Source organism: Cellulophaga tyrosinoxydans (assembly GCF_900176415.1).
Taxonomy (GTDB): Bacteria; Bacteroidota; Bacteroidia; order Flavobacteriales; family Flavobacteriaceae; genus Cellulophaga; species Cellulophaga tyrosinoxydans.
The window spans coordinates 74,859-101,824 of record NZ_FWXO01000004.1; the positions used below are offsets into that span (position 1 = coordinate 74,859).

Consider the following 26,966-nt stretch of genomic DNA (forward strand, 5'->3'; position numbering starts at 1 on the left):
GATTGTTTAACAACAAATTAACGTCTGGAAAGTAATCAAACGTATGTTTTAGACGTATATATGGGTATAAATTTAAGATTTAAAATATGAAGAAAACTGTAGTATTAAGCTTGCTTATTAGCTTGCTATTTATGTCATGCTCTAGCACTAAAGCAATTAGAGAAAAACGCAACTTATTTAGTGGCACATGGATTCTAAATAATGTGTCATTTGAGGGGCAACCTGGAACCTTTAAAGCCGTTTTATTTAACGATGCTTCAGATGCTTGCTTTGAAGGCAGTAATTGGTTTTTTAGAGACAATAACAGTACTGGGCGGTATACGCTAGATCAAACTGCTTCCTGTAATGGTGGCGATCGTTTCTTTCGCTGGTCTGTAATTGAAAATGACTATGGTACTAGTCAATTGCAATTTAAAGCAATAGACGAAAAGAGAAAAGATATTTCAAGCGGATATGGTTACCGATTAGATATTACCTCTTTAACAGAAACGAGCATGACACTAAAGTCAAAAGTAACTGAAAATGGATCTCCTATTTCAGTAGTTTACGAATTCATAAAACAATAATTTAAGATGAAAAATTTAGCGAATAAAATAACTGCAGTAATAATAATTCTAGCTTTAACAGTAAGTTGTAACGCGGTAAAGAATGCTAACAATAAACAAAAAGGTGCTGTAATAGGCGCGGGGAGTGGTGCTGCAATTGGTGGTGTTATAGGTAACAATGTAGGTAATGGTAAAAATACCGCATTAGGAGCCATTATTGGTGCTGTTGTTGGTGGTGCTGCTGGAGGTTATATTGGCAACCGTATGGACAAACAAGCAGAACGTATAGAACAAGAAATTCCTGGTGCCGAGGTTACACGAGTAGGTGAGGGTATTAATGTTGTTTTCAACGAAGAAGCTGGTGTTTATTTTGATACCAATAAATCTGATGTAAAAGGTACTTCTGCTAATACTTTAGATCGTTTAATAGGAGTTTTAAAAGAATATCCTGATACAAATATTTTAGTTGAAGGCCATACAGATAGTGCTGGTTCTGATGAATACAATATGAATTTATCAAAACAAAGAGCACAATCTGTAACTAATTATTTAGTTACTAATGGAATTTCCAGTAACAGATTAACTACAAAGTGGTATGGCGAATCGCAACCAAAATCTGATAACAGTACTGCGGAAGGAAAAGCAAAAAATAGAAGAGTAGAGATGATAATTGTAGCCAACGAACAGTTGAAACAAGAAGCACTTCAAAAAACACAATAATTACATTGTACTAGTAATTAAAAAATCCCAGCTCGCACTGGGATTTTTTTCCTTCAAACTAAACTGAAAGAAACTTGCAAAAAACTAACTCAAAACAAACATTTTTCATCTATAATACCCTGGGCCGAATACTCCATTTTGAGCAATAACGATAGGAGTATTAGCGTAGTCGTAACCAAATATTGTATTCAACCAAACCACTTCGCCATTATTGGCATTCATTGCAATTAATCCTACATTTTGTCGGGTATCATTAGTTCTGTTAATATCATGCCCATGAAAATATAGCATTCCGTTTGCATAGACTAATGGTGTATCATTTACAACACTATCTCTAAACCATATTTGTTTACCATCTGATAAACGAGCCGCAAAAGGTCTACCATTAGTACTAAAGGCAACTGTTTTAGCATTTTCATAAACTCCAAAGACAACATCCTCAACCACAATAGGGGTCCAAATTCTATCAAATCCCGTATCATTTGCCCAAATTAAGCTTCCAGATTGTTTATTTATACAAAAAAGTGCTGAAGAAATAGTATCATCTTTTGGAACTCCCTGAAACACCACCCTGTTGGCTGTTACTTGTGGAGAACTTACCCCTTCAGCCTCAAATTCCCATAAAACATTAAAATTATTTAAATCTATTGCGAACATATTCTTTGCAGGTAAATACAGAATGTCATTTTCTATTAGAGGAACCGAAGAAATATCGTACGGCAATTCTATTTTAGAAATTAAAGAACCTGTTTCTTTATTTAATATATGCATGTAAGCAGGAAAATCGCCCAAAAAGTCTGCTTCGCTAAAAATGTAAATTTTATCTTTATAAACTATGGGTGTAGTTGCTTCATTTAGAACATTATCTAATTCTCCATTTAAATCAGTAGTATAATACCATTTAAGTGTTCCAGACCCTTCTTCCAATGCAACTACTACGCCATACCCACCTGAAGTATAACAAATTCCATCTTTGCATGTGGTATTTGATATTCCCAAGGCATCATGATACTGCAACATAGGTTTATCCCAAAGAAAGGTTTTTGTACCAATATTTACAGCATTTACGGAATTATCGTCAGATGCAAAATAGAGTATTCCATTACTATAATCTGGTAAACTAGCACCATATGTATATTCTGGCAAAGTATATATTATATCTTCTTTGCCAGTTTGTGCATCTACTTTTACAATACTTTCATCCCAAGTGGTCATGATAAAATTGTTTAATGAAGGATCACCTGAAACTATTTTAATATTATCTGGAGTAATGGAATTATCATCAATAGCACTATCATCTTTAGAACAGGAAAAAAAAGTGAAGGTGCTTAAAATTATTACAATAATGAGTTTGATTGTTTTCATAGTTATTTATTTATCGATACACTTTAATTTACTTTAAAATCGAATATTTCGGAAGTAGATGTATTACCAAAAGCATCGGTTATTTTTACAATCCAATAATATGTTTTACCTGAAATTACTGTAGTTGACAACTTTAATTGTTGTGTTTTTCCTAAACTTATGGCAGGATTTGGTTGTGTATCAAAAAAAACTTCATAACTAATAATATCATTATCAACATCAGTACCTTTCCATTCTAAATTAATTGTACCTGGCGATGATAATACCGCGCCGCGAGTAGGGTAAATAGCTTCGGCAGGAAATGGAGCAAAGTTTTTATCCCCTTCTCCCTGATTGTAAAATTTCCATTTTTCACTTGTCGCATTTTCTGGACTAAGAGTATTCATAGAAATTACAAACCATTCATATCCTGCATCACGTTTTAACGAAATATCTATGGTATTGGTATTACTTACTTTTTTAAGAATACTATTGGTACTTAAATCGCGAACATTCACTTCGTAACTATCACTATTTTTTGATGTATTCCATCTAAAATTAATAGTACTTTGGGTACTGTTTATAGCTATTCCTTCTGTACATTTTTTATTGTTTTCTGGAAAAATTAATGTAGCTGCGAATGGCGCTTCTTCACCATTGCCATTATCAGAGCCACTACTGCATGAAAAAAGAATAACACTACTAAGTACAGTAAGAAAATTTAGAATTCTCATTTTTTTATTTTTTTACGATTATTTTTTGTGTCCATGTATTTTTTCCTTCGTCCACATGAACTATATACACTCCAGTATTCAAATATGTAACATCAAAATTAAGTTGGCCGTTGATAGGAATTACTGCTTTAGAAACAATTATTTGACCAGATAAATTTGAAATCTGCACTGTTGCCAATTGAGCATCATAATTAGGAATAACAATATGTAAATTTCCATCAGAAATTGGATTTGGAAATATTTGAATTCCTTTGTCTATAATAAATTCTTCTTCATAAACACCTTGACAATCCTTATCAGTTTTTACTATTAAAGTATTTTGTAGAGATGTGATATCTAATTTTAGGCTTGAACTTGTAGTAGTAAATAACTTATCATTAAAGGTTACATAATATTGAGTTGCACCATTTAATTGAAGGGTAATAAAAGTTAAAGAACTATCTACCTTGCCCGTAACAGATAAAGGCTCAGCTTGGGCTATAACAACATCATAACATAATTTATATCCATTTTGACCTTGTACTGTAAAACATAAATTGTAAACACCTGGAGGAAGGTTGTTAAAATTTGTGGTAGTGTTGAAGCTTTTTACTTGATTTAAACCATTGCCAACAAGTGTTACCGTATAATTTAAGTTTTGTTCCGCAGAAATCGACAAACTCCCATTATTGTTATCAATACACGTTTCTCCACTAGTACTAATTCTGAAGTTAGTTGAAGGTAATGAAAATTTTGGGCAACCTGAAGTATCTACAATAGTGCCTATTGGCGTATTCGGACATTGATCTAAATTATTCGGAACGCCATCATTATCACTATCATTTGGATTCCCCGTAGTGCTTGCTGAAACTGTTACAACAAATACTTTAGTACTTCCGTCTTCTGCAACCACAGTATAGTTTATAGCGCTAGTAAAGTTATTTGTAGTTGCTCCACTTTGTTGTAATTGATTGGCAACATACACTTGCGATTTTGCGGAATTGGTAAATGTAGCAATTAAGTTTTGGCGGTTAACCGTAGAAGGTACCGTAACTTTTATGGTGTTTCCTGTTATAACACCAATAGAAACAGGAGAAGTGCTATTAAATCTAAAATCAGTGATTTCCTTAGCGCTACTAACAGTTGCCCGTTGTCCGACCGTATACCAAATACCCCAAATAGCATCTGGAATTAGTTCTGTGGCATTGCCTTGCGGACTTAATTTATCCGATGCTAAATTTATAACTCCAATAACTTCTTTATTGTTATTATTACTATCGAACAATAACTTTGTATCGTTTTTTGAATAATTAGGAAAACCTAATTTGTTATTATTATAAACTGTTTTAACTATTCCAGTTTCAATATTAGCCGTTATTACTTCATATGTATTGTTGATTTCATCGAAATAATCGAAAGCTAAAATATTTCCTGATGTTTTTGAGAATGTCGGATTTCCAATACTAACACCTTTAGGTAGGTTAGTAAAAATTTTCTGAATAGCGCCTCCACCAAAGTTTTTGGTTTGATTGTTATAAACCTCTATGGCACCAACATCCCAATAATTTATTTTTGAACCATTGGCATTATTTAGTTCGTTTAAAGCATCATAAATTAAATACTGCCCTGAATAATCCCATTCTAAAGCATCTGCATAAAGTACTTCTCCTGTACTAACGCCTTCAGCAGTAGTAGGGTTGTACAATTCAAATGCCTTATTAGTTGATTTTTCTAGATCAAAAATATAAATAATCCCATCGGCATCATCTCGAACTGCTGCAAGTCTATTTCCGTCTTTTGATAATGAAATTGATGTCCAATGCGGATCGTTAGAAATTACAGTTTCTTCAATATTGTTGGGGTCTAAGGTTATGGCATTGATTGTTTTATTTTCCGTAACAAAAATGGCTAAACTACCATCATCCGCAACACTAGGTTTGCGATACAGTTTAGTCGTAGTTAAGGCAACAAAATTGCTTCCGTTGGTATCTGAAATGTAAAGTGTATTATTGTTGGTAGGATCTACATCAACACTTAAAATAAAGTCTGAACCCGAAGCCACAGGAATATCGTTAGTAGTATCTGTAGCAGCACCATCAGTAATACCCACAGTATCAAAGGCGGTTTTTGCAGCTTGTACTTCTGCAGAGTTTGCCCCATGAATATCGGTAGCCGCCTTAATTACGCCTAAACGCAAATCTATAAATTGAGAACTCACTGTTAGGTAAGTGGTTAAAGTACGGTAATATATTTGCTCTGCTTTATCTTTACCAATGGCTGTAGCAAAAAGATAAAAGGCTCTGTTAGGAATTCCGCTATTGACATGCACCCCACCGTTATCCTCTTGCGTAGTTACAAATTCGTTCATGTCTTTTGGTTGCCATCCGTTATTTCCACGCGTGGTACCATTATTAGGGTTTTGCATACTGCGTAATGCGCCACTAGGAAAATATTGCGATTTTACTATATCTTCTCCTAAAGTCCAATCATCTCTATCAATCAATACCCCAAAAACATCAGCAAATGATTCATTTAAAGCACCAGATTGGTTACGGTATTCTAAATTAGCGGTATTTTGTATAACTCCATGTGACATTTCATGACCACCAACATCTAAACTCCCTGCTAAGGGTTTAAAACCAACTTTTCCATTGCCATAAAACATGGCAGCTCCGTTCCAAAACGCGTTATCTAATGCTTCACCATTATCAGGGTCTGCAACATTAATAATGGAGATAATATTGCCCCCTTGTCCATTAATTGAGTTTCTATTAAATTTATTTTTAAAATATTCGTAGGCAACATCAGCATTATAGTGGGCAGAAATACCTGTTGGATTATTCCAAGTATTACTACTATTGGTAACATGGTAAAAATTGGCATTATTTGTTAATGGTTTGTTATTCAAATCTATAGTAATGAGGGTACCAACCGTATTGTCTGGAAATTGTGACTGCCCAGCATTAAACATAGGCTTTGTTGTATTTATTAAATAATTAGTTCCATTATGGTTGTAAGTACTTATTGATCTGTTTATGCCATTTAAATCTTTGCCAGTACCTGTTGTAGGTGGCGCAATGGGTGCTAGTACTTCGGTTACATTATCACGAGTATTGTCTTCAAAATCATGAAACATAGTACAAGTGTGATAGTACTTATCTAAAATTTCTCCGGTATTTGCATTAATAAAATATTCCCATCTATCTTTTATATTGGCATGTACTGTTACATGAAGCGATAAAATGTTTTTTTCATTTATGGAGTAAAAAATAAGTTCTTCTGTAGGTTCTGGAAGTTGAAGCAAACTATTCGACACGTTAAAATTGGGTATTTTTCTACCTAAATCCCCTTCAATAATTGCTATGGCCTTTTGCTGATTAATTTTTGCAGTAACTTCTGATACCTCTATATTCTTCAATTGTGAACTATTAGCTCCTATTTCACTCTTTTTTTTATCAATATGTACAATAATTTCAGCCCCATATACTTTAATTCCTTTAAAAGTTTGCTGCATTTTCAAATGCGTTTGACCTAAATTATCAGTATTCTTCTGCGTTAAAATAAAATCGTTATTTGGATTCGATACTTGTAATAGTGGTCTTATTTCTGTTAGATATGCTGCTGCAATTGCTTCATCATCTTGTCTTGCCATTGTTTTTTTTGTAAATTCATTAGCAACACTCTCAATAAAAAATGAAGCACCATTTTCAACATTTTTTATGGAAATATGTTCGTAACTAGCATCACCAGAATTGCGTTGAAAAACTGATGGCATTTGAAAATTAGTTCTCCCAGACAATACCTGAACTTTGCTAGTAGTTGTTTTATTTTTCTGAAAATTTACAGTTACAGACGGTGGAACATTGGTCTGCTTTTTATCATGCTTTTTGTCTTCAAAAGTATGTTGACCAACACATAAGGTTGAGAAAAACAATGAAAAAAATAATAAAAAAAGTAATTTTGCTTTCATATAATATTATTTTAATTGCGCTTTAAGTTTTTCATATAAATTGATAATTGAAGCATCTATTTGAACATCAGATTTTCCCCAAACTACCTTATGTGAGTAGCCTCCTTTAACTTCTTTCATAAAATAATACATATTTCCTGGGTGATTAAAATCTACATCTTTCAAGTTTATATTGTCCAATTGATCGAAAAGTATTTTGACATTTTTCTTTGAAATCCTTTTCAGTTCTTTCTTTTCTTCGCTTAAAGAATTTTCATAAAAAAGTTGACCATTTTCCAGTAGGGTATAGGTGTCTATAACACCAGTTATACCACCACCTTTTCCAAAGATTAGTTGCGTGTTTGGTAAAGTATCTAAAGTGTATTGCTGTGACTTACACGATAAAAAAAGCAACATTAATAGCATACAGATTTTAATTTTCAATTTTATCACAATGGTATAGTTTTTCTTTTTTATGAACTGGTTTATTTATACTGCACAAGGTACTATACTCATTAGATTTTAGAAATACCATATAAACTGTATTTTTCACTACTGGTTTACCAGTATATTAATTACGACTATTTTTTTCTAAAAACAGATAATGTATCTTGGTGTTTTAATTAGGTTTTATGAAAAAAATTATAAGATTTTTTGGTCTTGCATCTTGTTTATTTTTAATACCCTTTGTGGGGTTTTCTCAATTAAACACATCTGCTACAATAGACAGTCTTAGAAAGGAATTAAAAATAGCCAAAGATGATATTACTAGGGTAGATGTGCTGAGTGAACTTTGTTATATTCTGCCTAAAGTTGATTCTCTTGCCTCGTTCAAAACAGGATTTGAAGCCTTAGAACTCAGTCGTAAAATAAAGTATAAAAAAGGAGAAGCCGCTGCCTTATTTTCACTTGGTGGCGCGTTTATGGATTATTTTGATTTAGATAAAGCGGATCAATATTATGATAGAGGATTTCCGATTATCAATGCAATTGTTCAGAAAGATTCTAGTAAAGCAAATTTAAAAATTTGGTTAAGAGGCTATTATGGCAAAGCAATTAATTATAGCTATCGGTCAAATCCAACGAAAGAGATAGAATGGACAGACAAGGTAATTCCAATAGCTCAAAAGATTAACGATTTAGATTTTTTAACTAATGTACATACCAACTTAGGCATACTAAAAATGAATGTCGGACAAAATAATGATGCCTACACTAGTCTTAAAAAAAGCGAGCAAATAAATAATAAATTAAAAGCACCAAAACGCATCATTTTTACCAACCTTACTATAGCAGGCTTATTACATAATATGGATTCAATCATCCAAATGAAACCCTATTTGGATGCAGCAAAAAAATATTTAGATAAGGATCTTAATAGTATTGATTGGCAATTGTATTATACCAACGAAGCACAATATTTTTCAGGTTTAAACCAATACGAGAAGGCCATAGCATCTTTAGATAAAGCCAAAGTAATTATTCTAGACAAACAACTTAATCAAGAATATTTTTTATTAATGCAACGCTATGCTTCTGTATGTCAAAAACATGGCGATTATCCAGCTGCAATAAAATATATGACAGAATTTATTAAAACGGCTACCGATAAGAAAATACCTCTAGATAGATTTAAAGGCTATTACAAACGTTCTCAATATGAAGCTGCTCAAGAAAATTATAAAAATGCATATAACGATTATGTTTTAGCTATAGACATTTATGATAGTCTAGAAACAGAGAATCATCTAAAAAACATTAAAGAGCTGGAGTTAAAATATGATTCGGCTGAAAAAGAAAAAGAAATTCTTGCTCTGACCGTAAAAAACGAACAAAAAAAATCGCAAACCTATTTATTATTAGGATTAGCCAGTGTATTAGGATTACTACTTTTTACCGGATATTATATTTATAATCAACGTTTACGTAAAGCACGTAAAAAAGAGCATTTGCATGAGTCAGAAATTAACCTTCTAAAGCAAGAACAGCAAAATAAAATTTTTTCTGCCATGATTGAAGGGCAAGAAAAAGAACGAAAACGTTTGGCAATTGATTTGCATGACGGACTAGGGGGTAGGCTTTCAGGAATAAGTTTAAATCTTTCTAAATTAGACAAAGACGAGCCAAAAGAATATCCAAAGCAACAATTACAAAAAGTAATGAAAGATCTTGGCGATGCGCTAACAGAACTACGTGCCATTGCTCGAAATATGATGCCCGAAACTTTGGTGAAATTTGGTCTTGAAGCGGCGTTAAAAGATTATTGTAGCAGTATGACAGGAAATGAAACTAAAGTAATGCTACAATTTTACGGTAATGAAAAAGGAATGAATATTAATCAGCAGGTGACCATTTACCGTGTTATTCAAGAATTGATAAATAATGCGATAAAACATGCAAACGCTTCCGAAGTTTTAGTACAGTATATTCGTGAAGGTAATAAAGTGGACATTACGGTTGAAGACAATGGAATTGGGTTTAATCTAGAGACTACAGAAGAATTCCAAAATGGAATGGGAATTTCAAATTTAAAAACAAGAGTTGCTTATTTAAAAGGATGTTTGGATTTTCATTCTGAAGAAAATGAAGGAACTACAGTTAACATTAATATTATTATTGATGCTGCATAATCCAATATCCATACTTATTGTTGATGACCACCCTATGGTTATTGAAGGGTTAAAAACGCTATTGGCCGGTGATGCTAGAGTACATATCAAAAATCATTTTACCAATGGGAAAGACACATTAGATTTTTTTAAAATGCAATCCTGTGATATTGTTTTGCTTGATGTAAACTTGCCAGACATAAATGGTGTTGAAATGGTTGGGCTGATATTAAGCCTGCAACCAAAAGTTGGGATTTTAGGTTTAAGTACCTATTCCGAACCTAGCATTATAAACCAGATGATTCGTAATGGAGTAAAAGGTTACCTGTTAAAAAATGCAACCGCTAGAGAATTAATAGAGGCTATTAGTCAAGTACATTCTGGTAAATTTTACTTTGGCAGCGAAATTCAAAAAATATTAGCAGATTCTTTATCACAAGAAAGTAAAGACACTCCTAAATTAACCCGAAGGGAAAAGCACATACTCCAATTAATTGCAGATGGCAAAACCACCAATGCTATCGCTGATGAATTATTTATTAGTCCATTAACTGTAGAAACGCACAGACGTAATTTAATGCAAAAGCTAGAAGTGTCTAACGCCGCTTCCTTGATAAAAATAGCTATTGAGAAAAAGTTAATTTAATAGTGTACCATTTTATGAATTCAATAATTTTTTAGTTGTGAGCAGGAATTATAAAATAGGAGCGTAGTGATGTTACTTGTAGCCAACGATCAGTTGAAACAAGAAGCACTACAAAAAACACAATAATTACGGAATACTAGTAATTAAAAAATCCCAGCTCACACTGGGATTTTGTTTTGTTTTTATTCGATTTCGTTTTTGTCTTTTATATATAACGATGCAAGAACTCCGCCTAATAATGCCACAGAAATTACGGTTAATGAAACCCATTCTGGTGGATGAATATAATGTGAAAAAAGCATCTTTAATCCCACAAATGCAAGGATAATTACCAAACTATAGTTAATATATCTAAATTTTTGTAGCATTCTAGATATTAAGAAATACATAGAACGTAATCCTAATATGGCTAAAATATTAGAAGAAAATACAATAAACGGATCTGCCGTAATTGCTAATATTGCAGGAATACTGTCTAAGGCAAATAAGATATCGGTTAATTCAATAATTACTAATGCTACAAACAGAGGTGTTGCTGCATTTAATCCCATTTTTTTTACAAAAAAATCGTGTCCATTTATTTGAGACGTAATGGGGTATACTTTCTTTATTTGTCTGAAAACGAAAGATTTTTTTGGATCAAAATCATGCTCATCTCCTTTAAGCATTTTAAAGGCTGTATATAATAGAAAAACTCCGAAAACATAAATAATCCAATCGAATCGGGTTATTAGAGCAACACCAAACAAAATCATAAGGGCTCTAAAAATAATGGCTCCTAAAATTCCCCAAAACAATACACGGTGCTGATAAATTGCTGGTATTTTAAACGATGAAAAAATTACGGCAATAACAAATACATTATCAATACTTAATGAAAGTTCTATTAAGTAGCCTGTAATATATTTTAATACGGCATCATTAGGTGTTAAACCAGTTGGGTTCTCAATAATTCCTGAAGAGAACAACCAATAAATTACGCCGCTAAATGAAAAAGCAACTGTGACCCATACTGCCGTCCAGATACTGGCTTCTTTGGTTTTAATTACATGATCTTCCTTATTAAATACTCCTAAATCAAGCGCTAAAAAAACAACAATTAAGGCTAAAAATAATCCCCAAACTAACATAGAATTTTTATTTAAAAAGGTAAAAGTAATGATGATTTTGAGATTGTTATGTATTCCATATCAAAAAACATTCAGGTATTGTACTTCTATGGAATTAACACCTAATGAAATGAGCTATACACTGCCAAAATGCATCAAATTATCGATAAAATACAAATTTTATAGCATTATATATTCCGACTAAAGTAACTTTTCTATATTTATTGTGAACACTATATGATTAAGAATGAAAAACCCTACAATTTGGGCAATTGCCCTATGTTTTTCTTTGGGTATAAGTCAAATGAATGCCCAAGAAAAAACTGCGACAAAATCAAAAACTAAAAAAGTTAAAGCAACTTTAGAAGAAGACGAAGGCCCGTTAATGTTTAAATTTGAGCCTAGTTACACCTCTGCAGAAGGAAAAAGAAAACAAGAAATTTTGCATAACAAAGCAATGGTAGATTCTCTTGATATTTCCGACAGAAAACGCAAAAAGCTTATGAAAGCAGTATATTCTAGTGATTTCTCTAAGCATTTGTCTAAAATTGTCACTGTGGATACTAAGTTTGAAGATGCTGAAAACTAACCCTATTGAGCACAAAAAAAGCCTTAAAACAAATTTGTCTTAAGGCTTTTCTTCTGTTTAGTACACTTATTTAATTCTGCTTAATTTATCCTTACGTTTTTGTAATTGACGCTCTAAATCGTCGATAGATTTTACGATCGATGCTTCAAAGTTTCCATTGCTAGATTCTGCAAACAATCGTGGACCTGGTATACTTAACCGAATATTACAAATCATTCCTGTGTCTGGAGAAGAAGTATTCTCTGTCTTAAAAAAAACATCTGCACGAATTATCGTATCATATTTATCAAAAAGCTTCGAAAGCTTTTTACCGGTGAATATTTCTAGTCTTTCACTCGCTTTTACATCGTCGTATTCAAAATTTATATTCATATATATACTGCATTTAAAATGATACTTAATTTAAACTGCTTAGTGGCAGCAATTAAATATACCACAATTTTTTATTAAATTAATCCTAATAATGCATTAATAATATATTAAATCGGTAAATAAATGAAGTAAAATTCGTACCTTATGTGTACACTTAAAACTATTCCTTATGAACTACTACAAAAGCACTTCGGAATCACAAAAAGAGTATCTCAAAAGAAAGTTTTATTTAGTTCGTCTTGAACGATACGCTAAGGATTTAATGCAATTCAATACCATGTTAAATAGTTATATCTGTGAACCACAAACACAGGAATTATTTGAACAAAAGCACTATCTAAAGGCACAGTTAGATTATCATAATCAAACAAGTATCAACATGATTACTTCTATGCAAAAGAAAAACGAACCTATTGCCGCACAAATAAATCAGCTTAAAATGCATTTGCGTACCCTCGAAAAACTCCATTCCGACTTAAAGGATTATTCAAACACGGTACAAAATCATTCTAAATTAGTGGTGTAAATTGGCATTATTTAAAGATTAACAATCATAGCATGAAAGCGTATTTTGTACTTTTTGTTTTTGTATGTATCTCTTGTTCAGGTTCTCAAAAAATAGTTTCGCCTACGCCAAAAAGTAGAGCGCTTGATGCCCTTGTAGAAAAGGCAAAATTCGAAGTGACTTCAGATCAAGCTTCGCCTTTACTCACATCGAGTATGGCGGCTATATCCAATAGTGGTTTACTGGGTAACGGTAATAGCGCAGGTAACATAAATCTTATAGGTAATCCTAATTACTTAAAGGTAGAAGGCGATACCATATCCGCAGACTTACCTTATTACGGAGAGCGCCAAATGGGTGGAGGTTACAACAGCAATGCCGGAATTAAATTTAAAGCTGTTCCTCAGAATTATAGCCTCACTAAAAATGAAACCAACCAGCAATACCAAATAAATTTTCAGATTAGCGGAGAGGGAGCCGAAAATTTTACCATAAGCCTCGTTTTATTTCCTAATTGGAAAAGCAGCTTACAGATCAATAGTTCGCAACGAACTCCTATTCGCTATAGTGGAGAAGTACAGGCTTTGAAAGAAAAGTAAATCTATTTATTACTTAATACATCATCAATAGTACAGGTATTGATGATTTTTTTATGCTCGATTGAGAATAATTACCGATTTTTGCAGCCCTTAAAAAAATTGTATTATGACAGAGAGAGACGAATTTTTCATGAAAAGAGCTATTGCACTTGCTGCAGAAGGTATGAATGCTAATGCAGGCGGACCTTTTGGTGCTGTGGTAGTTAAAGATGATGAAATAATCGCAGAAGGCTACAACAAAGTAACTTCTACCAATGATCCTACCGCACATGCCGAAGTTGTTGCCATACGTGAAGCGTGTAAAAAGCTAAATAATTTTGAATTAACAGATTGTACTATATATACCTCTTGTGAGCCATGTCCAATGTGTTTAGGCGCTATTTACTGGACTAGACCTAAAATGGTGTACTTTGGTTGTAATCGTGAAGATGCTGCTGCCATACAGTTCGATGATCAGTTTATATATGATGAAATTGAAAAAAATATTGATGGTCGCCAGATAAAATTTGTACAATTAGCACGTAAAGAAGCTCTCGAAGTATTTAATGCTTGGGATGCTAAAGTAGATAAGAAAGAATATTAACTTACCACCAATAAAAGTTACTAGAGAATGAAGAATTTTATTCAAGATCATTTAAGCGCTATTTATTATGTATTGTCCATACTAGGTGCTTTTGTACTTTTATTGGTAGCCACCAATTTTTTACATAATTGGTTAAAGCGTAAGTTAAAAAAGAAATTCCCAGATCAAGAATCCAATACCTTAAATGTACTACGCCGAATAATTAAAACCTTATTGGTAGTATTAACCATAATAGCAATTAGTTTTGTTTTTATAGATGAACAGTATTACCAGCGCTTACAAAAAGATTTTTGGTTAATATTTTACCTTGGTTTTGTGCTCATACTCACTATTGTGGGTGTTTCTGTGGTACAAATGGTCTTTGCCCATGCCATTGCCAAAAGGGTAGAGGAGAAAAACGATCCTACAAGCTATAAATTTTTAAGAAATTTAGCGGTTTTTGCCGTTTACTTTTTGGGTTTATTGTTTGCCATTATGGCGTTCCCATCGTTACGAGGACTGGCGCAAACTGCCTTGGGTGGTGCAGGTGTAATTGCCTTAATTGCTGGTGTGGCATCGCAAGAAGCGTTGGCGAATTTGGTAGGTGGCGTGTTTATAATAACGTTTAAACCGTTTAAAATTTTTGATATTATCCGGATTTCTGATGATATGGTAGGTACCGTAATCGATATTACCTTGCGACACACCGTTATTCGGAATTTTGAGAATAAAATGATTGTGGTACCTAATGCTATAATCAATAAAGAAAAACTGATTAATTATGATTTAGGCGATCGTAAATGTTGTCAGTGGATAGAGATTGGTATTTCGTATGATAGTGATATTGATTTGGCCAAGCGTATTATGCGTGAGGAATGCCTAAAACATCCAAGTTTAATTGATAATCGAAGTCCTTTAGAAATCACCAACGGAGATCCAAAGGTTTTGGTTCGTGTAATAGGACTAAATGAATCAGAAGTTACGCTTAGAGCTTGGACTTGGGCTATGGATTATTCATCGTCATTTGTAATGAAATGCGATTTGTTGGAAAGCATTAAAAAGCAGTTTGATGCTCAGGGAGTTGAAATTCCTTTTCCACACAGAACTATGGTTTTTAAAGAAAACCAATTGGCGGAAATTAAAAAACAATTGCAAACCGATGCTCTTAAATAATTGTTGATTTAAAAAGTTTGCGAGACGATATAAGACTTTTTAGAGTTGTAAATTTTGATAGGAAAGTAGAAGGTTTCAATTATCCTATTTTACATACGCGAGCTTTTTGAATTATCCTGTGGATGATTTAAAAAGTCGGCGAGATGATGCGTTGGTATTATGTATTGATTACGTAAAAAGATTAATTAATGTTATAAGATTTGATCTGAAGAGGAGGTTATTTAAATATTCTATTTTACATAATATAAATTATAGTACAAATATAGCCAATTAGCGAAATAGCGCTTTTGGGCGATATTTGACATAATTACAGCTATAACGTCCTTAGACTTATATCGATAGTAATTATGACAAGCTAATTTTGGCCTCGTAGTTGTATTTATTATTCTGTAGCTACAATTAGCCATTTAGCAAAAGCCGTTTTACTGGAGTGTTCATTAATAATTCCTTAGCGACAAAACCAAACCAAGAAAAAACGATTTAAAAACCTTTCTCATATTTTTAATATTCCGAACCATTGTCCAGAAATTTTCAAATATGCGATTCTCGTGGATTTGGAATTTAAGTTAGAATTTGAAGATTCTAGTTAGTTTGCTAGAAAAATATAAATTTTATGAAATCGAGTATTTAGAAAATTCATGACCTAAATTGAAATTTATGTAAATGAACTAATTTGTATGTAAAATATTAAGCACTAGTTACATGATAACCTCTTATTAATCTTTTAAATCTAAAACCGTTAGAAACCCTATTTTACATAATAATTTTAGCCGTTAGAATTTCAATCAATTCTTTAGAACCATATGTATAAACATCTTTAATATTCAACACCGTTATTTTATTATAATACGTAGATCCAAAAGCTTCCTTTATTGCTTCTAAATGTTTATTTTCCATTACAAATATACGATCAGCTATATCTAATTGATTTTTACTTAAATAGTTTGTTCCTAGTTTATTACAAGTTTTTTTGTTGGTTCCGGCGGCATCAAAAGATAAATTAGGATACTGTTTACTAAAATAATCTTCAGCAGTCTTGGAACGATCTTTATTAGCAGAACAGACAAATAAAATACTTTTCATTAGTAAAACTTTGTGTTAAATATTATATGCTACACAATAACAAGCTGTATAGTGTGCACCTTAAATATATACGCTCCTTTCTCCTATTGTTTTAACCAAAATTTTATGAGGCCAAGTTTAACATCGAGATTCTATTTTACATTATAAAATTTTAAAACATACCGAAATCATATCCCAAATTGGATAATCTAAAAGACATAGCTTGAGTACTAACATTAAATTTACTAGCTAATTTTTCTATTATATCATCACCATTTAAGTTTTTTGCTTCTTCTAGAATTAATGGTATTGGCATTAATAATGCTGCTGCAAATGCGTTCGCCTCTCTTTCTTTAAGGATTTCTCCTGTCGATGATTCTGAATTACGATACATTATACTTTTATTCTTATCTATAAATAAAGATTTGCTTTTAGAATGCAAAACAAAATGCCCTAATTCATGTGCAATGGTGAATCTTCTTCTTTTATTGCTCTGATTTAAATTAAAAGCAATATAGGGCTTGTCATCTTTTATGACAAATAAACCTGACACATCGTCATTGAAATTTGAAGCTTCTACTCCTACTCCCAATTTCTTTGCTAACTTATTAACATTAATTGGAGACTTTAAAAGATCAAATTCCTTTAAAATGTTTACAGTTTTTTCTTCGATATAGTTAAAAATCACTTATTTAGATTGTTTATTATTTCTTCTATTGCCTTCTTGGAATCTTCATCCAAATCACTAATATTCTTTAAAATATCACTGTACTCGTTTGTAGAAATATGCTTTTCGACCTCGTTGAAAGTTGGTAGCAACTGTTGTAAATCAAAATTTAACACGGAAGAAATATCATATAATACGTGCAATGGTGGCTGATGTCTTCCTAATTCTATATTAGAAATTGAAGCTCTACTAATAAGTATTTTTTTAGCTAAATCTTCTTGACTATAATTTAGCCTATGACGAGCTTCTTTTATTCTTAATCCTATGATCTTATATAGGGTTGAATTAAAATCTTTCATATAATACTTAACGTTGTGCAAATATAAATATTGTTTTGTTAATAAACAATGTTTATTTAATAAACATATAAACTGATAGCTTATTATATTGGCATAATTATTGTTTTTGTTTTGGCTAATTCTAAAAAGAAAAAAATGGCTACAAACAAACCAGTCGGAGACAACGCAAGAAAAGGAGCAGTAAAACAGCGCTCACAAGTATTAAACCCTAAAACAAATCTTTATGTAAAACGAGATACAGAAACAGGAAAGTTTATGGACGTAAAAACTTCTGGAGGGAAATTCAAAGGAGTTAGAAAAGAAAAATAATGGAAAAAGAAAGATTAATATATAGTATTAGCAGATTTGACCACTATTTTGATAGTGTAAATAACAAAACTGCTGTTTACATAGCCATTAACACCTTTGTTGTTGGCTCACTCATAACTTTATATATAACTTTAGTTAAAGAGATTATATGCTATTCTGAAGCATTTCAATCTTTAATTGCCATTTCTTTTCTATTAGGATTAATTACATTAATCATATTGGTAAATGCTAGTATTCCGTTTTTTTCTAAAGACTCAGAATCTATGTACTATTTCGGAGGTATTGGAACTATGAAAAAAGAAGACTTTATTTCTTGTTCAAAAAATCTCACAATAAAAGAAGAGTTGAAAGATTTAAGAAATCAAGTACATACTCTTTCTTCTGGTTTAACAACAAAATTCACAAAATTAAAATTAGCAGGTAGATTATTGATAATACAATTCGTCTTGTTAATCCCAATTTTTATAATAATAATTTTTAATAAATAAGAATATGAAAATATACAATGACTACCTCCAAATAATTAAAGACGCTGTTGAAAGTGATGCATCCAATCAAATTTATAAAGGATTAGGTTCTCCAATACATAGTAGGACAAATGAGCAATTTAAAGCAATATTAAACAGAGTTGAAAGTAAAGAAATAGCATCAGAGATGAAAATGTTTTCTGAAGGCTTAGGCAGACCAATTAATTATAATCAACAATTAGGACTTCATCCTAGTTTTGCTCATTTAAAAAACACTGACAACGTCGAAGAACATTATATTGTATCAGTATTTATTGATATTAAAGGAAGTACAAATCTTTTCAAAAAATTTGATAAAGAAACTAACTTTTTAATTACAAATGCAATTATCAAAGCAGGAATACATACGGCACTAATATTTGGAGGATATGTTCATAGACTTCAAGGTGATGGTATGTTTTTATATTTCGGTGATGAAAATACAGAGCAGAAGAAAGCAGTTGAACTAGCATTACAAATGGTTAGTGTTTATACCCATTTTGTAAAAAATGATCTTAAAGAATATTTAATGTCTCAAGGTATTGAAAATATAGGTGTAAGAACTGGGATTGATCTTGGAAAAAAAGAAGATGTATTATGGGGCAATTCTGGAATAGGTGAAATTAGTGAAGTTACAACTTGTAGCTTGCATACAAGCTTAGCTAGTAAAATGCAGTCCTCCGCTTTAAGAAATGGAGTTGTTGTTGGTCAATACGTCAAGGATGAAATTCTAGCCGATGATATTTTCAGTCTAGTATGTAATCGTCCCGATAAAACCGAAAACGACAGATACATATATAGAATTGATGATAGAAATTTCTATTATAGTCAATACGACTTTAATTGGGAAAAATATTTAAAGAAACAAAGTTTTGTTGCAATTGACTCCAATGGGAATCCTGTTATAAAACTTCCTTCAAGTGTAAATACAATTTCAGCACTCAAACCTATTGCAGCAATTAATAAGCCATATTTTAATGAAGGAAAAAACAAAACTTGAAAGAGATATTGATAGGTTTTGTGAGGTTTATCCATCATTTAAATACTACAAAAATTATAATAAAAAGTTTTGCCATTTAATTGGCAATCTTGATGTATGCGATTTAGAAGGGAACTACTACTTTACATTTAAAATAAAGATTTATCTAAATAAAGATAAGTATCCTTACTCTATTCCTAGAATTCAAGAGATTACTGAATACATAAAACGTACGGATGAAAATCACATTGACGAGGAAGGATTTTGTTGCTTAGATATAGAACACATTCTTGAAAAAGAATCTAGAAAAGGAATAGACCTAACTACTTTCTATAAAAATAAGGTTTATCCATTTTTTACAAATTATATTTTTAAAAAAGAAACTGGAGACTATGCCAACGGTGAATATGCGCATTTCTTTGATGGAGTTATTCAGTACTATAAAGAAGAATTAGAAATTGAAGATTTTAAATTAATTACTAATATTATCTATGCAGTCGCTTCTAATTCAATACCTAACCGCAACGAACTATGTTTATGTGGAAGTGAATTAAAAATTAAGCAATGCCATTTGATAAAGATTAATTCATTGAAGAGCTTATCAAAATCTAGATTGATTTCAGATTTGATTAATTTTGAAAAATTTGTAAATACAAACTACTCAAATCACTTTACTTCCAACAAGCAAAAAAGAACTCTTTAAAGTGTAGTTTTTCAATTCCATTCCACACACATTATGCTTCCCTCCTACGTCGTCGCATAAAAAGAGTGTTTATTCATTGTATGCTTATTGTTTTTTAAACGTATTCATGCATCTCCTTCGTCGATGTCATTAAAATTGTAGAAGAACCTTTTAGGATTAATTTTTTTATAAAAAAAGTAGTATCAACTTTGCCACTGCAACAACTCGCTCAAAAAATAGAAGAACTACAAGACCTTCTATTTTTATGCCGTAACCAAAGCTCAAGTTACCTTTCGACTAAGCTCAGGACAGGCGCCACGCGGAACATTATAGTACATTTAACAACAATTAGCGAAATAGCGCTTTTGTCCAGAAATTTTCAAATATGCGATTCTCGTGGATTTAGAATTTTAAAAATTGAAACTCAATAAATACTTTAAAATAGTGTCTTGAAACATCAATTCAAGGCTGGATAAACTTTTAGTACAATTTTACAGCACATCCACTGAATTTTTAAAACGTAAGATGAATTCCGTACCCTTATTTATTTCGCTTATACACTGGATTTCACCATCATTCATTTCTACAAAATCTTTGACTATCATTAAACCAAATCCAGTTCCTTTTTCTCCAGTAGTACCTTGCCTTACCTTTGGTCCGCTATTGATTTCAGATGAATTTTGCCAGTCAGTTTTCATTCCCAATCCAAAATCTTTAACGCCTATTTCAACAATTTCAGTTGTGCATTTAGAGGATAGTATTATTTTTTGACCTTTTTCACTAAATTTAATTGCATTAGAGATTAAATTACGAAGAATAACCTTTAGCATATTTTCGTCAACAAAGAGTTCTGTGCAAGAAATAGAAAGTTCTATTTCTATACTTTTCTCGTCAGCCATTCTTTTAAACTCCTTTTGTAGCAAATGGAATAATGTATCTAAATTGCATATTTTTTTGTCTAAAGTTACCCCATCTAATTGCCTGTATGACCAATCGAGAAGCACATTAACCATGGAAATTCTATCGGATACTTCATTTTTTAATTTTTTGGTAATCTCTTTTAGCTCGCTTTCCACTAACTGACTTTCTATCATTTCAATAATTATACCTATATTATTAAGCGGTCCTCTTACATCATGGGCGAGTAGTGAGAATAATTTATTTTTAAGTTTATTTACTTTTTCGAGTTCCTCATTTTTAAACTCCAACTCTTCTTTGGCTACTTTTAAATGTTTTGTCTGTTTTTCAACTTCTGTAATAAGTTTTTTATTCGCATCAACCTGTATTTTTATAGTATTTTCTTCAATAAATTTATACTTGTAGCTAATTAAAATGGAGAATAAAATTAATTGAAAAGTTACAAGAATTGAAGTCATTAGTATTACAAAGTCTCCATCGAAATTGAAATATTTCTGAGTAAACCATGAAACTACATAAACAATTGATGCTATCAAGTAAGGTGTGTAGCAATACAAATAATACTTATTGAATTTTTCTACTTTATACAATCGTATTCCTGAAAATAGGCTGAGAAGTGTTGTTGATAAAGCCATTAGGGCAGCAAACATTATTAAAGAACTATTTAACCATTCAATTTTAGTGATTACATTGTTTGAAATATGTAATATAGGCAAGCCAATTATAATGACCCCAAATACTTTATAAGTTTTTGATAATGTAAGGTAGTTATTTGGCGTTATGTTAAGGTAACTTTTGGTAAACATCAAAAGACCAAAAGTTGAAATCATTGCAGTAGTTAGTGTTGCTTTATCAGCGATTCGTATAACTAAATCATTGTAAGAACATTTAATAATAAGAGAAAGACTCCAATGTAAAGTCAATCCGAATATTAGAATAAAATAGTAGAATAATATTTTATGCCTTAAAACAAGATATGAGATTAGATGGTAAATACCGAAAACACCAAAAATTGAGGCAAACACAACCGTTATTAAGTACCTAAAATTAATAACATCCATAAAAGCGCTATAAATATGTTAAGTTAAAAGATTTGGATCAAAAAAATGTTCGTATGATCTCTGCACTTCCAATTTAGTATTTTTTATTGAGATATCTTATTGTTTGTTAAAAGATGTAAGCATAGAAGATGTTCTCATGGCCAACTTTGTAATATGGTTTGAAGCTGGTATTTCTTAGGAAGCTACAATTTTAATAATACAATCTAAAATCAAGTAATTTGCACGCATTATAATGTCTTTGGTGCAATTCTTCTACAACATCAAACATATCATCATCATCTTTAAATAAGTTAAAAAATAGCATATCTAATTTGGCGCTACTAAGTCCATTATAGGCATTCCCATAGCCAGAAATAGCTTTTGCATTGGTGATGTCTAAAAAGTATTGTGCTTCCTCTTCGTCTAAATCTAGAATTTTTGCATTGGAGAAGTGTAAAATTTTTCCTTTTAATCGTCCCTCAAATAGCTCCGCTATTTCTTGCAAGCTATAGTAGTAGTCATTTAGGCAAATGCTATTGGCCTCACCAGCCATCACCAAGTAAATGATTTCATAGTCTTTAAAATTATGATCATCTAAAACCAGTGCGTTTAGGCTATCTTCTAAACCTTCAATAGTATCGCATGTTTTATAGATACTGGCAATGCCATAGTTCATGGCCAATTGCTCCAAGTTTTCTTGAGCCTCGGTAACTTCGTCTATTTCTATATCGGCAACACCTTCTAAACAATAAATAAAACACTCTGTATCATTAGCTTGTTCTAGAGGTACTTGTGGTCTTTTTTCTAGCAAGTTTCTGGATTTGAATATGCCACAAAATTACTGTAACTCTTTTATTTTTTTAGCGTTTTCGAATTAAATTCTATTCCGTTTACACATTAACTTCCCTCCTATGTTTAGTAAACCAACACACCTCTACCCTTCTCTCCGCAGCACTTCTAGTGGCGAGCTTCGCAATACCGTTTGAATATTGCTCAAACCTATCAACAAAACCAAGAGCGTAATCCCTGGTAAAAACACCATAAAAGGGATTAGCGAAGGCACAAAAGGCGCTTTAAACACCAATAAAGCCAAACAGAAACTACCTACTAAAGCCAATAAAATACCTACTAAACTCCCTAACAAGCCCAAGAATACATATTCTAGAGCCGCTATTTTCAAAATCTGAGTGTTTTTAGCGCCCAAGGTTCGGAGCAGCACACTTTCTTTAATCCGTTGGTATTTACTAGTACGAACGGACCCTATTAAAACAATAATCCCCGTAAGGATACTAAAAAAGGCCATGAAATTAATAATCCATGAAATTTTATCTAAAATATCTTCTATAATGGTATATACCTGTCGTAAATCTAAAACGGTAACATTGGGGAACTGTGCTACTAAATCGCGCTGTAAATTTGCGGAACCAGCTTCATCGGGCACCGTGGTGGTAATGACATTAAACTGCGGTGCTTGTTCTAACACGCCTTTAGGGAAAACAATGGTGAAATTTAACTGTAATTGTCCCCAATCTACTTTACGGATACTCCCAACTGTGGTTTCCATCAGAACACCTTGTACATTAAATACAATAACATCGCCAATACCTACTTTAGCGTCATTTGCTAAATTATCGGAGATAGAAATCACCACTGGATCGCTCTTTTTAAGATTTGGAATCCATTCCCCAGCGATAAGTTCTTCTGAATCGAGTAAAGTATCGCGGTAAGTGGTTCTAAATTCATGATTTAAAATCCAACCCCGAACTTCGCGTGTAGAATCTTGACGCATATCGTTCACCAATTGGTCTTTTATTTTATGCATTCGCATGGTAACGAGCGGAATGGTGGTAAGTACGGGTAGCTTATTGCGTGTTAGGCTTTCTTCTACCGCCTCACGTTGTTTGCTTTGCACATCTAAAATAATCATGTTGGCAGTTTCAGTACTCTGCCCTATTTCGGTTTTTGATAATAATATGTCTTTAGTAAAATATAAGGTGCTAATTAAAAAGGTACCCAAACCAATAGCAACTACCAATACTACAGTTTGGTTGTTAGGTCTGAATAGGTTTAAGAGACTTTGCCGTGTAGTATACCCAAAACTTTTAGGGAAAAAGGCTTTAACAAATTTCATAAACCCTATGGCAATCGCCGCTAATATTGCAAAAGTTAGCACGGTGCCCGCCACAAAACCTAAGGCATAAAGTGCATTCTGCAACAGCCAAAAAGAAAATAAAAACAGAAAAATTAAAATGGCTGTATAAACGAGTAGTTGTGATTTTTTAGGGCTTTTTGATGCCTGATCGTTTACGCGCAATACTTCTAAAGGCGATACATACCAAGTGCTTAACAAGGGTAATAAGGCAAATAAAACAGACATAAATAAGCCAAGAAAAATGCCCATAAATATAGGTTGTGCTGATATACTAATTTCCACCGTAAACGGAAGAAATTCTTGCAATAGATAAGGAAATAGTTCTTGAAGCGCTACGCCAATTAAGGAACCTATGAATCCGCCTAAAATACCAATCCCTGCAATTTGGATTAAAAAGATTAAAAAACTTTGCTTTCTGGAAGCGCCCATACATTTTAAAACCGCGATGGATTTTAGTTTTTCTTTAATGTAGATATGAACAGAACTTGCAATACCAATACAACCTAACAATAGGGCGATAAAAGCCGCTAAATTTAAAAATTTACCCACATTATCATACCTGTTTCCTAAACGTCGACTGGTGCTGGTGTGAGTATCTAAATCTGCATTCTCTTTATCGAGCATCGGCCCTATTTTACGCTCGAACTTCGTTAGGTTTAATGTATCAGATGCCTTATAAAAATATTGATATTCCTTACGACTACCGAATTGTAATAATTCAGTTTCATTAATTAACCGATTAGGAATTAGTACTGGAGGCGCCACAGAAGTTGAAATGGCAGTAGTACCTGGCATTGCTTTTAAAGCCCCTGCAATAGGTAGTTTTAGCTCGCCTACTTTTATGGTATCGCCTGCTTGTATGTTAAACTGAAGCATTAAAGTAGCATCAACTAACGCACCACCTGATGTTTGGTAACTTGCTGCTGCAGAACTAGGTTCGGTATCTAAAGTCCCATAAAAAGGAAAATCGCCTTGCAAGGCACGTACTTTTACTAATTTGGTACCGCTATTTTTTGGAAAAGCAATCATAGAAACAAAGTTCACTTCGTAAGCATCGGGTTGTAGCGAATCGATAATTGCTTGAGCACGTTCGTTGGGTACCTGTCTACTGTCTATAATATAATCGGCACCCATTAGGGCTTTTGATTGCCGTTGAATGTTGTCTTTTAAATTGGTGCTAAAAAGTTGAATAGAAACTACTGCGGCAATACCTAACACAATAGATGCCATAAACAATAACAATCGCACCCTACTTGCTTTGGCATCGCGCCAAGCCATTTTAAAAAGCCATTTGGTCTGTTGATTCATGCGTGTAGAGATAAACCTATGATACTGCTGTAGGTAGATTGGTTAGTATTTGACCTCCTTTAAGTCTTAAAATCTGTTGGGTTCTATTAGCTAGATCTAAATCATGCGAAATAATCACCAAAGTGGTGCCCGTTTCTTTGTTTAAATCGAATAATAGCTGAATGACTTTTTCGCCTGTTTCTTCGTCTAAATTACCCGTAGGTTCATCGGCAAATAAAATAGTAGGCGCATTAGCAAAGGCTCTTGCTAATGCCACACGTTGTTGTTCACCTCCAGAAAGTTGTGAAGGATAGTGATCAAAACGATCTGCGAGTCCCACTTTTTCCAATAAAGTCATGCTCTTTTTGGTAGCTTCTTTATCGCCTTGCAGCTCTAGTGGAACGCTCACATTTTCAAGTGCGGTAAGTGTAGGGAGTAATTGAAAGTTTTGAAAAATAAAACCCACTTCTTTATTTCGTAACTGAGCGCGTTCATCTTCGTTTAAGGTACTTAAATCTTGACCGCAAAGTTCTACAGTACCTGCATTAGGATTATCCAATCCGGCACATAGACCCAATAAGGTTGTTTTTCCACTTCCTGAAGGTCCAATAATAGAAAAAGTTTGTCCTTTTTCAACCTCAAATGAAATATGTTGTAATACGGTCAATTCTTTATTCCCACTAGTATAGGTCTTTTCTAACCCAGTTATCTTTAATATCTTTGACATATATAAACTATAATTTAAACGACACTTATGTCCAAAGCTGAAAATAGGCAATTGATGGCAATTTTACCAACTCCATTGGTTCATAAATTCCTAAAGTTTTGTTATTTTATCATAGCACTACTGGTTCTCAGCTGCGGTGAAACCAAAAAAGATACCCAAACCGATGCTACTCCATCAAAAGAAGAAACAACACCAACCAAAACGACTACCAATAGTACCAAGACAATTTTATGTTTTGGAGATAGTATTACGGCTGGTTATGGTTTAGAGGATAGTGAAGATGCTTATCCTGGCGTATTACAAGAAAAGATAGATGCGTTACAATTGGATTACACGGTAATTAATTCTGGTTTAAGTGGTGAAACTACGGCTGGTGGTAAAAGCCGAATTGATTGGGTATTAAATCAAAAGGTAGATATTTTTTTATTAGAATTAGGAGCCAATGATGGTTTGCGTGGAGTGCCATTATCAGAAACACGAGCTAATCTTCAGGCGATAATAGATATCGTAAAACAAAAAAGCCCGAAAACGACCATCATTCTTGCTGGTATGGAATTACCGCCAAATATGGGACAAGAATATACCACAGAATTCAGACAATTGTATGCCGATTTAGCACAACAAAATAACCTTGACTTTATTCCATTTATACTCAAAGATGTGGGAGGAATTAAAGCCTTGAATCAAAAAGGTGGTATTCACCCAACTGTTGAAGGTCACCAAATTGTAGCCCATACGGTTTGGGAGGTTTTACAGCCTTTGCTTTAAAGGGTTGAAAGTTGTATTTACTTTGTGCTATACAGGCGAAACTTATGATACTTTGAGAAAACTGGATCTCCCAAT

27 protein-coding genes are annotated in these 26,966 nt (G+C 32.6%); 14 read left to right on the top strand and 13 right to left on the bottom strand.

The window, feature by feature from the left end; genetic code table 11:
* Window positions 1–86: 86 nt before the first annotated feature.
* Complete coding sequence (locus tag B8963_RS11830; protein ID WP_084061742.1) at window positions 87–566, top strand: lipocalin-like domain-containing protein; 480 nt, start codon at window positions 87–89, stop codon at window positions 564–566.
* Between the two features lie 6 nt (window positions 567–572).
* Entirely contained in the window at window positions 573–1,265 is a 693-nt protein-coding gene (locus B8963_RS11835; RefSeq protein ID WP_084061743.1) for a YiaD family glycine zipper/OmpA-like lipoprotein, read from the top strand.
* A 105-nt stretch (window positions 1,266–1,370) separates the two neighbouring features.
* Here B8963_RS11835 and B8963_RS11840 read toward each other — a convergent pair whose 3' ends face one another.
* The 4 genes from B8963_RS11840 to B8963_RS11855 are packed head-to-tail and all read right to left on the bottom strand — an operon-like array spanning window position 1,371 to window position 7,688.
* Entirely contained in the window at window positions 1,371–2,630 is a 1,260-nt protein-coding gene (locus B8963_RS11840) for an outer membrane protein assembly factor BamB family protein (RefSeq protein WP_084061744.1), read from the bottom strand.
* A 23-nt stretch (window positions 2,631–2,653) separates the two neighbouring features.
* A complete protein-coding gene (locus B8963_RS11845; protein WP_084061745.1) occupies window positions 2,654–3,343 on the bottom strand; it encodes a hypothetical protein in 690 nt (229 codons plus the stop codon).
* Window positions 3,344–3,347: 4 nt separating this feature from the next.
* Complete coding sequence (locus B8963_RS11850; protein WP_084061746.1) at window positions 3,348–7,292, bottom strand: M4 family metallopeptidase; 3,945 nt, start codon at window positions 7,290–7,292, stop codon at window positions 3,348–3,350.
* 6 nt (window positions 7,293–7,298) lie between these two features.
* Window positions 7,299–7,688: a hypothetical protein gene (locus B8963_RS11855; protein ID WP_084061747.1), complete on the bottom strand. Its 390-nt coding sequence runs from the start codon at window positions 7,686–7,688 to the stop codon at window positions 7,299–7,301.
* A 215-nt stretch (window positions 7,689–7,903) separates the two neighbouring features.
* On the opposite strand from B8963_RS11855, the gene B8963_RS11860 reads away from it, so the two are divergent.
* Both B8963_RS11860 and B8963_RS11865 read left to right on the top strand, forming a co-directional pair.
* Window positions 7,904–9,901, top strand: coding sequence for a tetratricopeptide repeat-containing sensor histidine kinase (locus tag B8963_RS11860; RefSeq protein WP_084061748.1), 1,998 nt, complete (start codon window positions 7,904–7,906; stop codon window positions 9,899–9,901).
* Complete coding sequence (locus tag B8963_RS11865) at window positions 9,855–10,526, top strand: response regulator (protein WP_234989660.1); 672 nt, start codon at window positions 9,855–9,857, stop codon at window positions 10,524–10,526. The genes B8963_RS11860 and B8963_RS11865 overlap by 47 nt, the downstream gene beginning before the upstream one ends.
* Window positions 10,527–10,708: 182 nt before the next feature.
* Here B8963_RS11865 and B8963_RS11870 read toward each other — a convergent pair whose 3' ends face one another.
* Entirely contained in the window at window positions 10,709–11,656 is a 948-nt protein-coding gene (locus B8963_RS11870) for a TerC family protein (protein WP_084061749.1), read from the bottom strand.
* Window positions 11,657–11,882: 226 nt separating this feature from the next.
* Here B8963_RS11870 and B8963_RS11875 point away from each other — a divergent pair, with 226 nt between their 5' ends.
* Window positions 11,883–12,224, top strand: coding sequence for a hypothetical protein (locus tag B8963_RS11875; protein WP_084061750.1), 342 nt, complete (start codon window positions 11,883–11,885; stop codon window positions 12,222–12,224).
* Between the two features lie 66 nt (window positions 12,225–12,290).
* Here the strand turns inward: B8963_RS11875 and hpf are convergent, their stop codons facing one another.
* Window positions 12,291–12,596, bottom strand: a complete 306-nt coding sequence (gene hpf / locus B8963_RS11880; protein WP_084061751.1) for a ribosome hibernation-promoting factor, HPF/YfiA family — start codon at window positions 12,594–12,596, stop codon at window positions 12,291–12,293.
* 169 nt (window positions 12,597–12,765) lie between these two features.
* On the opposite strand from hpf, the gene B8963_RS11885 reads away from it, so the two are divergent.
* The 4 genes from B8963_RS11885 (at window position 12,766) to B8963_RS11900 (ending at window position 15,435) form a co-directional block, all read left to right on the top strand.
* Window positions 12,766–13,122: a hypothetical protein gene (locus tag B8963_RS11885; protein WP_143312529.1), complete on the top strand. Its 357-nt coding sequence runs from the start codon at window positions 12,766–12,768 to the stop codon at window positions 13,120–13,122.
* Between the two features lie 32 nt (window positions 13,123–13,154).
* Window positions 13,155–13,700, top strand: coding sequence for a DUF4251 domain-containing protein (locus B8963_RS11890; protein ID WP_084061753.1), 546 nt, complete (start codon window positions 13,155–13,157; stop codon window positions 13,698–13,700).
* A 106-nt stretch (window positions 13,701–13,806) separates the two neighbouring features.
* Window positions 13,807–14,283, top strand: a complete 477-nt coding sequence (locus tag B8963_RS11895; protein WP_084061754.1) for a nucleoside deaminase — start codon at window positions 13,807–13,809, stop codon at window positions 14,281–14,283.
* Between the two features lie 27 nt (window positions 14,284–14,310).
* On the top strand, window positions 14,311–15,435 hold the full coding sequence (locus B8963_RS11900; protein WP_084061755.1) for a mechanosensitive ion channel family protein: 1,125 nt from the start codon (window positions 14,311–14,313) through the stop codon (window positions 15,433–15,435).
* A gap of 753 nt (window positions 15,436–16,188) precedes the next feature.
* Here the strand turns inward: B8963_RS11900 and B8963_RS11905 are convergent.
* The 3 genes from B8963_RS11905 to B8963_RS11915 form a co-directional block, all read right to left on the bottom strand.
* Window positions 16,189–16,518: a low molecular weight phosphatase family protein gene (locus B8963_RS11905; RefSeq protein WP_084061756.1), complete on the bottom strand. Its 330-nt coding sequence runs from the start codon at window positions 16,516–16,518 to the stop codon at window positions 16,189–16,191.
* 151 nt (window positions 16,519–16,669) lie between these two features.
* Window positions 16,670–17,185: an ImmA/IrrE family metallo-endopeptidase gene (locus B8963_RS11910; protein WP_084061757.1), complete on the bottom strand. Its 516-nt coding sequence runs from the start codon at window positions 17,183–17,185 to the stop codon at window positions 16,670–16,672.
* Window positions 17,182–17,544: a helix-turn-helix domain-containing protein gene (locus B8963_RS11915; protein WP_200810834.1), complete on the bottom strand. Its 363-nt coding sequence runs from the start codon at window positions 17,542–17,544 to the stop codon at window positions 17,182–17,184. Before B8963_RS11915 ends, B8963_RS11910 begins: the two co-directional genes overlap by 4 nt.
* Window positions 17,545–17,658: 114 nt before the next feature.
* Between B8963_RS11915 and B8963_RS16035 the strand changes: the two genes are divergently transcribed.
* The 4 genes from B8963_RS16035 to B8963_RS11930 are packed head-to-tail and all read left to right on the top strand — an operon-like array spanning window position 17,659 to window position 20,020.
* Window positions 17,659–17,832 carry a hypothetical protein gene (locus B8963_RS16035; protein ID WP_200810835.1) on the top strand — a complete coding sequence of 58 codons (174 nt, stop codon included), beginning with the start codon at window positions 17,659–17,661 and terminating at the stop codon, window positions 17,830–17,832.
* Window positions 17,832–18,320, top strand: a complete 489-nt coding sequence (locus tag B8963_RS11920) for a Pycsar system effector family protein (protein WP_084061759.1) — start codon at window positions 17,832–17,834, stop codon at window positions 18,318–18,320. Before B8963_RS16035 ends, B8963_RS11920 begins: the two co-directional genes overlap by 1 nt.
* A 4-nt stretch (window positions 18,321–18,324) precedes the next feature.
* Window positions 18,325–19,338: an adenylate/guanylate cyclase domain-containing protein gene (locus B8963_RS11925; RefSeq protein ID WP_084061760.1), complete on the top strand. Its 1,014-nt coding sequence runs from the start codon at window positions 18,325–18,327 to the stop codon at window positions 19,336–19,338.
* Window positions 19,316–20,020, top strand: a complete 705-nt coding sequence (locus B8963_RS11930; RefSeq protein ID WP_084061761.1) for an SEC-C metal-binding domain-containing protein — start codon at window positions 19,316–19,318, stop codon at window positions 20,018–20,020. The genes B8963_RS11925 and B8963_RS11930 overlap by 23 nt, the downstream gene beginning before the upstream one ends.
* A gap of 470 nt (window positions 20,021–20,490) precedes the next feature.
* On the opposite strand, the gene B8963_RS11935 is transcribed toward B8963_RS11930, so the two are convergent.
* From B8963_RS11935 to B8963_RS11950, 4 genes are all read right to left on the bottom strand, one after another.
* Window positions 20,491–21,978, bottom strand: a complete 1,488-nt coding sequence (locus B8963_RS11935; RefSeq protein ID WP_084061762.1) for a sensor histidine kinase — start codon at window positions 21,976–21,978, stop codon at window positions 20,491–20,493.
* A 190-nt stretch (window positions 21,979–22,168) separates the two neighbouring features.
* Window positions 22,169–22,768, bottom strand: coding sequence for a DUF6642 family protein (locus B8963_RS11940; RefSeq protein ID WP_084061763.1), 600 nt, complete (start codon window positions 22,766–22,768; stop codon window positions 22,169–22,171).
* A gap of 123 nt (window positions 22,769–22,891) precedes the next feature.
* A complete protein-coding gene (locus tag B8963_RS11945; protein WP_084062156.1) occupies window positions 22,892–25,387 on the bottom strand; it encodes an ABC transporter permease in 2,496 nt (831 codons plus the stop codon).
* Between the two features lie 46 nt (window positions 25,388–25,433).
* Window positions 25,434–26,123 (bottom strand): ABC transporter ATP-binding protein, encoded by a 690-nt coding sequence (locus B8963_RS11950; RefSeq protein ID WP_084061764.1) that lies wholly within the window; start codon window positions 26,121–26,123, stop codon window positions 25,434–25,436.
* 27 nt (window positions 26,124–26,150) lie between these two features.
* Here B8963_RS11950 and B8963_RS11955 point away from each other — a divergent pair, with 27 nt between their 5' ends.
* On the top strand, window positions 26,151–26,891 hold the full coding sequence (locus B8963_RS11955) for an arylesterase (protein WP_084061765.1): 741 nt from the start codon (window positions 26,151–26,153) through the stop codon (window positions 26,889–26,891).
* Window positions 26,892–26,966: the final 75 nt, after the last annotated feature.